8 protein-coding genes are annotated in these 12,340 nt (G+C 52.7%); 4 read left to right on the forward strand and 4 right to left on the reverse strand.

Annotation, left to right across the window (positions count from 1 at the left end):
• Positions 1–28: 28 nt before the first annotated feature.
• From EC843_RS01185 to EC843_RS01195, 3 genes are read right to left on the reverse strand one after another with little or no spacing between them, the layout of a single operon-like run.
• Positions 29–2,161, reverse strand: a complete 2,133-nt coding sequence (locus EC843_RS01185) for a virulence factor SrfC family protein (protein ID WP_133521443.1) — start codon at positions 2,159–2,161, stop codon at positions 29–31.
• Entirely contained in the window at positions 2,158–5,130 is a 2,973-nt protein-coding gene (locus EC843_RS01190; protein ID WP_133521444.1) for a virulence factor SrfB, read from the reverse strand. Before EC843_RS01190 ends, EC843_RS01185 begins: the two co-directional genes overlap by 4 nt.
• Positions 5,131–5,133: 3 nt before the next feature.
• Entirely contained in the window at positions 5,134–6,450 is a 1,317-nt protein-coding gene (locus EC843_RS01195; RefSeq protein ID WP_133521445.1) for an SrfA family protein, read from the reverse strand.
• A gap of 196 nt (positions 6,451–6,646) precedes the next feature.
• On the opposite strand from EC843_RS01195, the gene EC843_RS01200 reads away from it, so the two are divergent.
• The 4 genes from EC843_RS01200 (at position 6,647) to EC843_RS01215 (ending at position 10,339) form a co-directional block, all read left to right on the forward strand.
• Positions 6,647–7,360, forward strand: a complete 714-nt coding sequence (locus EC843_RS01200) for a glutamine amidotransferase (RefSeq protein ID WP_133521446.1) — start codon at positions 6,647–6,649, stop codon at positions 7,358–7,360.
• Between the two features lie 174 nt (positions 7,361–7,534).
• Entirely contained in the window at positions 7,535–9,133 is a 1,599-nt protein-coding gene (locus EC843_RS01205) for an ABC transporter substrate-binding protein (RefSeq protein ID WP_133521447.1), read from the forward strand.
• 152 nt (positions 9,134–9,285) lie between these two features.
• A complete protein-coding gene (locus EC843_RS01210) occupies positions 9,286–10,041 on the forward strand; it encodes an alpha/beta hydrolase (protein WP_133521448.1) in 756 nt (251 codons plus the stop codon).
• Between the two features lie 64 nt (positions 10,042–10,105).
• Positions 10,106–10,339: a DUF2526 family protein gene (locus EC843_RS01215; RefSeq protein WP_064518779.1), complete on the forward strand. Its 234-nt coding sequence runs from the start codon at positions 10,106–10,108 to the stop codon at positions 10,337–10,339.
• 68 nt (positions 10,340–10,407) lie between these two features.
• Here EC843_RS01215 and dtpB read toward each other — a convergent pair whose 3' ends face one another.
• Positions 10,408–11,886: a dipeptide/tripeptide permease DtpB gene (gene dtpB / locus EC843_RS01220; protein ID WP_064546835.1), complete on the reverse strand. Its 1,479-nt coding sequence runs from the start codon at positions 11,884–11,886 to the stop codon at positions 10,408–10,410.
• Positions 11,887–12,340: the final 454 nt, after the last annotated feature.

Genomic DNA, 12,340 nt, shown 5'->3' on the forward strand with positions numbered 1-12,340 from the left:
CGCTAATCCGACCTGGGGTTTTGACTCACTAAATCAATAACTCCCGCAATTGCTGTCGTTGTTGCTCGCTCACATCCAGCGGATGGCGATAACCGATGTTTTCCAGCGCGCGGGTGTACAGCGCCACCAGCCAGTCGTAAACATACAGCGTATTGCCGCGAGCAGGTTGGTCGCCCAAACGCACCAGGCGGGTGCTGGCGGTTGCCTGGGCTTGCGGGGTAAACACGGGTGAACCTTTGTTGACGCGGCTTGCCGGGCGTAATACCGGTTCAATCTGCGCGTAGCCTAACCAACTGACAAAATCGCCCAACACCGCGCTTACACAGGTGATTTCCTGCGCCATGCTGCCATCGCCATGGCGCAACGCCGTGTCGAGTTGTTCCGATAGTTTCAGGCGATAACTGGCGATGATCAGCAACTGGCACAAGGCCTGAAGCTGCGTGTTGTCCAGCCCGCAAAGCTCGGCAATTTCCCGGCGCGCCGCCAACTGGCGCAGATGGTTAATCCACAACAGATGCACCACGCTTGCGAAGCTGTCGATGCCCGCTGTTTGTGGGCTATGGCTCTCTTCGTCGGCGAACAGGTCGATATCCAGGCTAAAACCAGCGGGTTGTTGTTTGCGCAATTGCTGATGACTCAACCAGCTTTGTTGCAGCACATGGCGTTCTGGCAGCAGGCTGGCGAGCAGTTCACCATGGCTGGCAGCGCGAGTCTGTAGTGTCCGCACCAGATCTTCTGCCTGCGAACGTGCGCGCTCCGGCGTGAGGTTTTCGCCGTCGAGAAGATGAGCGAACAGGGCGCTGATTTCTGTGTTCAGCGCGGCCTGTAACATTTCAATGCGCAGCGTTCGTTGCGCGGGAACCAGTGCGTCCGTCAACCATCCCAGCAAACGGTGCATATTCCGGCTGTCCAGCGCTTGCAGCGTACCCCAGCGTTTGCCCGGCAGGCCGATAATACGCTGCACACCTTCATCCAGATTTGCGCCGCTAAAACGGGCATCTCGCGGGGTAATCGCCCAAATTAAACCTGGCGTGGTGGCGTTGCTGGCCTGGGTTTTATCTTCCCAACGAGCCAGCATTTTACCTGCGGCGTTCACTTCGCTGCGCTCTGATGCCGCATTGCACACCACTAATTTATCGGGTTGCAGATATTGTGCGTAATCGTCGAGTTGCAGCAGGGGAATATCCACCACATCGACGTGTGGCAACTGGGGTAAATGGTTAAGCGTCAGCGTGATTTCGGCGCACAGTTGCTGCAAATCAAGCAGTGAAAGACTCACTTGCGTAGCGATTTCCTGATTGAACAGCGGGCAGACCAGCACGTCGGCATTGATTTCCACCACGTCTGGTGTGGTCGGGAACAGAAAACCTTCCACGGGAAGTAAAAAGGTATCCACCAGCAAATTGGCAGGCGCCAGCACCTGGCGGGCATAACCCAAATGATTCAGCATCTCGGCAAGATGTTGCCACTGCGCGGTGCTGGTGGCGTTGTCGCCCCATAGCGGAGCCAGCAGCGCGGCCTGATCGGCACTGCTCAGCCACGGCATCAGCTCAGCCATTTGCTGCCACAGCGCGCTGCCCAGATGATACTGGCGACGCACCACTTGATGATAAGCCTGCGCAATATCAGACAGTTGCAACTGGGTTATCGCTGGGTTAGGTTGCGCCAGGCGCTTAGTCTGCAATTCCCGAAGTCTTGCGGCGATCGCCTCAGGTTGCGCAAAACGGGCAGCTGACGTGGCGTGATACTGGCGAATCAGGCGTTGAGCCAGTTCGCTTGCATTACACAGCGTCAGCAGCAGCGGGTAATGTTCCGCAACCGGTAATTCGCGGCGGGTAAAGCGCACCGCCACACTCGCGGCATGACCAGGGTTAATGTGCGTCAGGTAATCCAGCACTTTGCCGCCAAGCAAAATCTCAATGCGCTGGAAGTTATCGCCCAATAACGTGGTCAGCAGATGGTGTTTGCCGTCTACCGAGTGGCCATATAAACCCAAAGTTAGTGGCTGCTCCGCCTGCAAGTCAATCTGAATCTGGCGTTGCTGAAGGGCGGCTATGTTATGCAGCAGCCCATCGGCTTCGTTGTCAATGAACGGAACCGACAGACGAGCCTGCTGTAGCCAATCCACTAATTGTTGCAGCGTTGAGGTTTTTGAAGTCATTTTTGGTACACGCTCCCGCTGTCAATCCAGTAATGGCTGGCACCGCTGTAGCTTCCTGCCAGAGTATTCAATTTAAAACTTAATTGGTTGAGCGGCACTTTGCTGCCGTCCTGCAACCAGGCTTCCGCCAGCACAAAAGCGTCGGCTTCGCGCGTTTGTTGCAAGCGCACGTTTAATACGCCTTCTCCGGCAATGGCTTTGGCTAGTTGCGGCGAGTTGATTGCCAAAGTGTAGAGCGGCGTGGCAGGCCAGCGCGCATCGTCAAGCTGGCGGAACCCCAGGCAGGCGTTATCGCGCAATGGGAAATGCAGGCGGGTATCCAGTGTGGATTTGGGATCGTCGAGATCGATATCGCGATACCAGACATTTTTCTCGACCAGTGTGTTGTTGCCATCCAGCATCCCCAGGTAACGCACTGTGGAATAAGCCTGAATGTCGGACGCTTTAAAGTTAAAGCCAGGCAAACGTAAATCCATCGCCAGGCTGCACAACATGGCCCCTACGGCCGCGGTGGATTTCGGGTTGCCGATGCGGCCTTGCTGGCTAAACGGATACCATTCATGAGTCTGATAGTTATCCAGCCAGACGATACGGTTGACCGGCACCGGCTGCTGGTAGCGTAACAGCGCCTGCACGCCCGGCAAGCAGCCTGGTCGGCCAGTGACCAACAACACATCGCAACAGTAATGGCTGATGACTTCACACAACGCTTGCAGCGGGGTGGTCAGCGTAAACTGGCCTGCCAGCATCGCTTCTTGTAACTGGGCCAACTCAACATGTAGCGGTACGCTAAACAAATCAAATGCCGGGGCATCGGCAGGCAGGGCGTGTTGGACCGCCTGTTGAACAGAGTTGATCACGTTATCGGTTGGGCGCTGGGTTAGCAGTTCGCCAAACGTCGCTTCCAGCATGGCGTGGCTGTCATCCGGGTCGCTATTTTCCCAGCACGACAACACGGCATGGCCAAGCGGGATAAACAGTTGCAGCGCCGTTTGTTGGCGCAGCGTGCCACGCGTATCCATCCGTCCGGATTCGCCAAACAGCGTAGTCATTAATCCTGCGGTATCTGCCACACCCGCCTGATGAATTTGTGTCTGAAGTGCGGGCAATACGCAACGCTGGATAACATCCAGCAGAATGTCGTCTCCCGCCACTTTGAACCCTTCACGGAACAGTAAGCGTGGCGTGATTTTGACGTTGCTGCCGACTCCTTCATCCAGATGATATTGGGTGATCGCCATGTCCGTGGTGCCGCCACCAATATCAATTGAGGCGACACGCAGCGTTTTACCCGGTAGCTCATCGGCGGCTAATTTGCGGTCTGGGCGCGCCAGGCTTTGGAAGAAGTTCCCGCTTTGCCCCGCATAGTTGACCAGCGCTTCGTTATACAACCACACCAGTTGCCCGCAGGTGGCTTCGTCCCATTCCATCTGCACATCAGGAACCGGAACCACGCTTTTCTGGAAATCACGATCGTTGCTGAAACCGTCATCGGTCGGGTGCCATTCCATTGCTTTCCACACCAGCCCAACCGCTTCCTGCATCCGCTGGCGGAAGATTTCACGCTCTTGTTTCGGCATCGCCGACGGCAGAGTGAGGATCAGATGGCGCAACTGCCGTGGCGCATTCAGGTGGCCCATGCTTTGGCGCGAGCCGACGCTGTTGATTTGCATCAGCGCCTGCGCCAGTAATTCACACAGCATTAAGGTCATCAACGAACTGCGGCTGTATTGCGGCGAGAACACTGGCAGGCGATCTTCTAACGGTAATGAATAGAGCGGTTGCCCGTCGTCGTTCATCAGGTTCATTAACGGGAAAGCGGTGGCCAGCGGTTCGCGCTGCGTTTTCACGCCCATCTGGCTAAAGCGCCAGTCCTGGTTGGCCGGTGTTTCATCCCACAAATAGCGGCGTGGGCTGGAAATACCACTGGCACCTTCGGTTCCTAAACGGGCAGATGCCATGCTGCGTGCTTCATCACCGACGCGGGCAATCGATGGCCAGACAAATGCGTCATCGCGGCCACTTTCTACCGAGCAATGTTGTTTGCCGAATTTGGCTTCTGAGAACTCGAGGCGGCTGGTGAACATCGCTTCATTGATGGTTTGCGGTTCGCTGAGTGAGCGAATTTGCAGCTCGGCGGTCTGGCGCAGGCCATCGTTCGCTTCGCCGTGGTCTTCAATCAACACGCCGCAAGTGTGAGTGTTACCAACGTCCAGCACCAGATCGACCGGAATGGCAGGCGCTTGCAGCGTGGCGGTGACAATTTTCACTTCCGGCACCGCCAGTTGTGCGCCAAGCATCTCAATAATATTGAGGTAGTGCGCCTGGTACTCGAAGGTTTTCAGCGCATGGCTGAGTTCACGATCGCTACGTGATTCGTGGCGCGTAACAAATTGCGTGAACACTTCGCGTAACCAGCCATCAACCCAGGTCTGGTCAATAAAATCGTTAATTTCTTCGTTTTGCCAGGCCAGCGCAAAGCGTGCGCCGTTACGCACATCATTTTGCGTGGGAGCCAGATGCGCGGCTGGGTTGTCGTCAGCCAGAATTTTGGTGTCCAGCGCGAGGGTAATACGCACGGTGTTGCCTGCTGAGTCCGGTGTTTCAAGGCTGCGAATTTGTACCCGCGCCCAGTTATCCGGGCCACCCACAAAGGTGCGCGGCGGGTTAAAACGCAGGAACGGCAGCGGCAGCCAGGTTTTATCCAGCAGTTTTAGCGAGTGACCCAGCGTGATGATGCTTTCAGGTTTGACGACTTCGGGAGCGGCTCCCTGAGTGCCGGGCAGGGTGAACTTGCCAGGCACGACATCGTAATCAAGGCGCAGCAGTGGGCCATTTGCCGTTTTACGCACAAAGCGCCCGGTGTGCGGGGCGTTTGGCTGCGGCGCCAGGCCGAAATCCAGAAACTGAATGCCGCTGTCTTTAATGAGCGTCACGCTCGGTTTGTAGGGATACAGGGTGGCAAGCATGGCTTAATCACTCACTTTTTTAAACGTCACAGGCACCACGGTGTCACCTTGATAGCGCCCGGAGCACTCCGCGACATCATTCGCGCCAGCATTACAGGCAATTTCCGGCAGCGGGTAGCGCGAACCATCGCTACAACGTGCATTGCCACGGGTTTTAATCATCAATGTTCCGGATTGCATCAACCCTGAAAAGACTTCCGCTTTACAGACAATGTTGTCGCCATGAACCAGGCGCACAGTGCCTTTGTTTTTGGCGATTTGATAACGCAGCGTCGGCGGTTTGCCGGTAATCGAATCTTTCACATTGATGGCGACGCGCCAGCTGCCGTTAAGGAATTTGGTGGAACCGGCTTTTAATGCGTCGGCGGGTAAAATCAGCGTGCCTTTAGGGATGTCAGCAGGCGCAATCACCGGCTCTGGCTCAGGCGCGGGCGGTTCGATAACGGCGGCCTGGGCAACAGGCAATGTGGAAACGTGGGCAACGGGTTGCGCCTGAATCACCGCCGGAGCGATAACCTTTGGTTTAACTTCTGGGGCAATTTGCGCTAAAGGTTCTGCGTGCGGGGTCGATATCAGAAACCAGGCGAGCGGGGCAGCGATGCTGGCAATAATCGCTGCCGCAACGGGCAGCAACCAGCGCCGTGTTTTTTTAACCGGTGAAACATCAGGCACAGTTTGGGCAACAGGCTGTTGCACTGGCGACGTTTCGATGACGGGTTCGGCATTAATAATAGAAGGCGCAATAGAATAGAGCGGCTCATCCGGCTCGCTAAGCACCACTACAGGCGGAGCGGCAGGCGGCGGTTCGGGAAGAAACTCGATAACCGGTTCATGTTCTTCAACGATGCGTAAACAGTCCATGGCATCGGTACGGGCGTCAGTATTGAGACTGACAAAGCCCCAAAACGTGAGGACCGGTTTGCCGTCAACCAGATAGACATGCTGGCTACCTGGAAACTGTAACGCATTCGCCAGCAACGAACCAAACAGCTGGATAGCCGTTTTTTCCGCCTGCTGGCAGCGCTGAATTAACGAGGCGACATTGGCCTGGCAGTTATCGAGGTAACGCAGGGCTATTTTGCGTTGTTCATCACTCGCTGCCGCCCAACTGACGACTGTGCCTTCAAATGGCGCGTACCAGTCAACCCGGTCACCTTCATCGTTTGGCTGCGGGATTGCCAGACTATCGACCACTGCCTGCTGTTTGCGTAAGCGCAATGTTTCGCGAATTTGTAGCGCTGAGTCGAACACTGACTGTCCGTTTTCGCCTAGCGAAAGGAAGTCATCTAAGCATCCGCTGCGCAATAATGTTTTTGCCACGTCATCAATCCTGCTGTTTTCAGCTCAGTTTGAGCCATCTTCACGCTTGCCACTTTACTGAAAGCTTGCGCAAGTGAACGGTGGAAGAGACGGGTTTTTTCTCTAATTATCGGGCGATTGCACTTAAGTCATTGGGACGTTCCCTGGTTTTGTGCTACTCATTATTCTTCGCAACTCGTTCGGGAGCGCGCCATAAATGCCGCAAACATTGCCGTTATTACTGGTTCAAATGGGTCATCCGCCGTTAGATATTCGCAAAGCTGTAGGTGAACAGCCGAAGTGGTTTAACGCGGCATTGGGGGATGTTGGCCCGATTAGCGTGGTGTGCCCGTTTGAAGGGGAAGCACTTCCCGCTGTCGGCACGTTTAGCGGCGCGGTGATTACCGGTTCATGGGCAATGGTGACGGACCATGAAGAGTGGAGTGAGCGCACCGCCGAGTGGCTGCGGGAAATTATTCAGGCCGGGGTGCCTGTACTGGGCGTATGTTACGGGCACCAGTTGATGGCTTACGCGCTGGGTGGTGTAGTGGATTACCATCCAAAAGGCAGCGAAGTGGGGCAAATAGCCGTCACGTTGAATGACGCCGCCCAGCACGACCCGCTTCTTAGCGGCCTGCCAAATTCGTTCGATACCTTTTTAAGCCACGAGCAAAGCGTGCTCGCGCTGCCTAAAGGTGCAGTGGTGTTGGGCGCATCCAGCCACGACCCGCATCAGATAGTTCGTTACTCGCCAACCGCATTCTCAGTGCAATTCCACCCGGAATTTAGTGCGCCAGTGATGAATAAAATCATTACCAGCCGCAGTGAAAGGGTGGCGATGAAAGGCAAAGATCGCGATGCTTTACTGGCGGCTGTCAGTGACACGCCAGTTTCACGTTCGATCCTTCAGCGATTCGTTGCATTGTTGTAAAAATGACTGGCGGGAGATCGTGCTGTATTTGACGGAAAACTGCACAAATATCCCTGTTTCTGAATAACGTGAGAGCCTTTTGTTATTTGTCAGTGGCCCTGGGTTATGGTGTGATTCATCCTTAAAAATAATAAGTTCACTCATCATTTTGGCAAGCAAACAAAAGGTAAAATCATGTCGACAGGGAAAACCTTCCTCGCGCTGCTGTTAACCAGCTTATTACCCGCCAGCTCCGCATTCGCTGCCGCGAATAACACCCTGGTTTACTGCTCAGAAGCCTCTCCAGAATCCTTCAACCCACAAATCGCCAGTTCCGGGCCAACGTTTGTTGCCAGCTCGCAAACGTTATACAACCGGCTGGTTGAATTCCGCCCGAGCGATAACCTGCCGGTGCCATCTTTGGCGACCGAGTGGAAAATCAGCCCGGACGGTAAAACCTACACATTCACGCTGCGCAAAGGCGTGAAGTTCAATAGCAATAAAGAGTTTAAACCGACGCGCGATTTCAACGCCGACGACGTGGTGTTCTCGGTGATGCGACAAAAAGACCCGAAACACCCGTACCACAATGTCTCGCAGGCAAGTTACGAATATTTCAACGATGTTGGCCTCGATAAGCTCATCACTGAAGTGAAGAAGATCGATGACAATCACGTTCAGTTCACTTTGAGTGAGCCAAATGCGGCCTTCCTCGCAGACTGGGGAATGGACTTTGCGTCGATTCTTTCGGCTGAATACGCCGATGCGATGCTAAAAGCGGGCACGCCAGAAAAGGTCGATACCGCACCCATCGGCACCGGCCCGTTTGCGTTGCAGGAATACAAAGTGGATTCGTTGATTCGCTACGTGGCAAACCCGAATTACTGGAATGGCGAAGTGCCAACTAAACACCTGATCTTCTCGATTACGCCAAACGTGCAAACGCGCATGGCGAAATTGCAGAAGAACGAATGCCAGATTATCCCCGCACCGGCACCGGTACAGTTCGAAGCCATTAAAGCCGATAAAAACCTCGAGCTGCATACCGTCGATGGTTTGAATGTCGGTTATCTGGCGTTTAATACCACCAAAAAACCGTTCGACAACGTGCTGGTTCGCCAGGCGCTGAATTACGCCGTCGATAAACAAGCCATTATTAATGCCGTGTTTATGGGCTCGGGCACCATTGCAAAATCACCGATTCCACCAGCCATGTTAGGTTTTGATAAAGATCTGAAAGATCGCAGCTACAACCCAGCCAAAGCCAAAGAGTTGCTCAAGCAAGCGGGCCTGGAGAAGGGCTTCGATACCGATTTATGGTCGATGCCAGTGCAACGCCCATACAACCCGAATTCACGTCGCATCGCCGAGATGATTCAGCATGACTGGGCGAAAGTGGGCGTGAACGCGAAAATCGTCACCTTTGAGTGGGGCGAATATCTTTCAGGTATGCGTAAAGGCGAACATTCTTCCGCATTATTTGGCTGGATGAGCGACAACGGTGACCCGGACAACTTCGCCGATACCTTGCTCGGTTGTGGCAGCATCCAAAGTGGCTCCAACGCCGCGCGCTGGTGCGACAAGCAGTACGATGCGCTGACACAGAAAGCAAAACTGACCAGCGACCCGGCCGCACGCGCCAAACTTTACGAGCAGGCACAAGAAGTGTTCTACCAGCAAGCACCGTGGATCCCACTCGCTAACGGCAAAACCTTCTACGCCACGCGCAGTAATGTGACGGGTTACAGTGTGAGCCTGAACGGTAGCGACTTCTCGAAAGCAAAATTGAACTGATAAGCTTTTTTGTAGGTCGGATTAGCATTAGCGACCTCCGACATTATTGGCATTAATGGTGGATGACGCCTTCGGCTTATCCCCCCTACAAGACAGCAGTTGTAGGGATGAATGTTAGCGACATCCACCGTTAAAAAGACAGGAATAACGACATGGAGTCATTTTTTTCAACCACTGCAAACTGCCGCGTCCGCTGGCTGGACTTGCCCGGCAGCGGCACACCGCTTGTATTTGTTCATGGCCTTGGTTGCGCCTCATCTTATGAATATCCCCGCGTCGTTGCTGATAAAAATTTTGCTGGACGAAGGGCGATTCTTATCGACCTCCCCGGTTACGGATATAGCGAAAAACCCCGCGATTTCAGTTATTCAATTAAAGAACAGGCGCAAGTGGTGGCTGAACTTATTGGTCATCTGAAACTGGAGAAGTATTTTCTCTATGGTCATAGCATGGGCGGCAGTATCTGTATTGAAGCAGCAGAATTATTGACGGCAAATTTATCCGGGCTGATCGTTTCAGAGCCTAATTTCCATGCGGGCGGCGGCTTTTTTAGCCAACAAATTTGTAGCGTAACTGAAGCGAATTATGTCGCAGATCGGCATAATGCAATGGTTAACAATGAAAATGGCCCATGGTCAGGAAGTTTAGCGGCAGCGGCACCCTGGGCTGTATGGCGTGGAGCGGAAAGTCTGATCAAGGGTAATCATTGGTTAACGATTTTCGCGCACCTGGAGAAACCGCGTTCGTTGATCTTTGGTGAACAATCGCTCCCCGACGGTGATTTCACCCAAGTTCAAAACGGGGGCATTAGCACATCGGTATTAACCGAATGCGGGCATTCCATGTCATGGGAGAATCCAGCGGCATTGGCCGGAGCTTTAGATTCATTCTGTAAACAGCACGAATGATTAATGATCTTGAGAAAATCACCGCGGAGTCATAAGGTATACCTCTAAAATTAAGGAGATAGTTATGGCGCACCTGGAAGATGTTATTGCCCGCGTAGACGCAGCGGTAACTGAAAATGTGATTGAGCATATGAATGAGTTGCTGATTGAACTGAGCGACGATGCTGAGTTAACCCGCGAAGACCGTTACGCACAGCAGCAGCGTTTACGTAACGCCATTGCGCAGAAGGGCCATCATCACAAAGCGGAAGTGGAACAGCGCCGTGATGATTTAACCAAAGGCGGCACCATTATTTAAGTTTCAGAAAGTGTTATCACAAACCGCCTTCGTTGAAGGCGGCGTGATAAGAAACAAAGACGAAGAAGTTAAGCGGTTTTCACTTCCGGTTGCATATTCATCATACGGTTTAGCCACGGCACCATTGCGGCCATAATCAGCGCGATAACAAAGGTCGTGATGCCAATTTTGCTGAACACACCAGTATAAATCGGCAGCGTTTGCAGCGGATCGTTAAGGGATTCTGGCACTGCCGTGAAGGTGGCAACGTAGCCGCCGAGCAGGAAGGCCGCGGCCTGGGTCAGGAACCACATCCCGAGAATAAAGCCCATCATAGTTTGCGGCACCAGCGCTGCGACCATTGCTAAACCTAACGCGCTTATCATCAGTTCACCCAAACTCTGGAACAAATACACTAGCACAATAAACCAGGGTGAGGTCAGCCCTTGCGCGTCAGCAAACCACATACCAGCGGCGGCGGCAGTTAAAAAGCCTAACGAACACAGGAACATGCCGAGAGTGAATTTGGCAGGCATCGTCAGATCTTTGCCTTTGGCACCAAAACGGGTATACAGCGAAGCCAGAATAGGGCTGGCGACCACCACCCAGAATGGGTTCAGAGCCTGAAAACTGACGGGGTTGATAGTAAAACCGAGAATTTCATGGCGCACGTTATTGATAGCAAAGAAGTTCAGCGACGTCGGCATCTGGGCATACAGAATGTAAAACAGTACCGCTTCAATCATCAGCACAAAGGCGACGTACATGCGGTTGCGATCGCTTTTGTTTTGCTTCGCGGCCTCACGGAAGAAGAGGAAAATCACGATGATGGACAGCACAATTAACACAATATTGGCCACTTTTACGTTATGCATCAGCCATGCACAAACGTAAATCATCAGCACAGTTCCCGCTAAAACCAGCAGTAAGTTTTTGTAGCTCATCGGCTTGCTATCGGGTTCCGAGCCGATGTCGCGCACCATGCCACGGCAGCAGAAATAAACCAGCAATGCGAAGACTAAGCCAATGCCGCACAGGTTGTAGGTAACGGCGTAGCCATATTTGTTGGCAATGACGGGAGCAAGAGACAAAGACAACAAAGAACCAATGTTGATAGACATGTAAAAGAGGGTGAATGCGCCGTCCAGACGGGGATCTTTTGGCGGATAACATTTCGAAAGCAGACTGGCTGGGTTGGCTTTAAATAGCCCGTTGCCCACCGCAATGGTGCCCAGGGCAATAAAGATCATATCAGGATTATGCAGCGACAAACCGGTCATAAAGTAGCCCAGCGCCAGTACCACGGCACCAAGAACCATCGTGCGTTTTGTTCCTAATAAATGATCGCCAACATAACCACCGATTGAGATCAGCCCGTAAACCAGTGCGGCAAAGGCACCAAAGGTAACAAAGGCCTGTTCCTGTGAAAAACCGAGCTCTTTAACGAAGAAAACGGCCAGAATACCTTGCACGCCGTAGTATCCAAAACGCTCCCATAACTCAACAAAAAAAATCATAAAAAACGGTTTAGGTTGCTGCAATAAACCGGTAGGGGCGGGCTTATTCATGTTCGTTTGCCTTTAGACATTTTAAGGAAGTATAAGCAGCTATTGGCGCTATACCTAAGTTCGATCTGTGATGGAATCGTATTCTATTTTGCGCATCCGCATGCGGTGTTAATGCCGCATTTAAGACAATACTTAGGGTATTGTATGGTTAATCTGCTTTCCTGGTGGTTGATCACACTATCAAATCATGAGCATGACATTTTTATGTTTGCCCGGGGGTTTTCGTAGGTCGGATAAGCTTAAGCGTCATCCGACAAATCTAAAATATAAGAAAATAATATGAAGTTATCTATTTGCACCTTTCTGGATAATTAACTTAATCCTTCGCTCTATAAGGGTGCGGAAAATGAATGCTGCGTGCTTAATAATATTTAAACCTGTTGATTTTCAGCGCTGTAAATACCTGGCACGGTAAATGCTTTATTCATTCCATCTTGTATACCAGATGGGATTC

The organism is Buttiauxella sp. JUb87 (assembly GCF_004361975.1).
Classification (GTDB): Bacteria; Pseudomonadota; Gammaproteobacteria; order Enterobacterales; family Enterobacteriaceae; genus Buttiauxella; species Buttiauxella ferragutiae.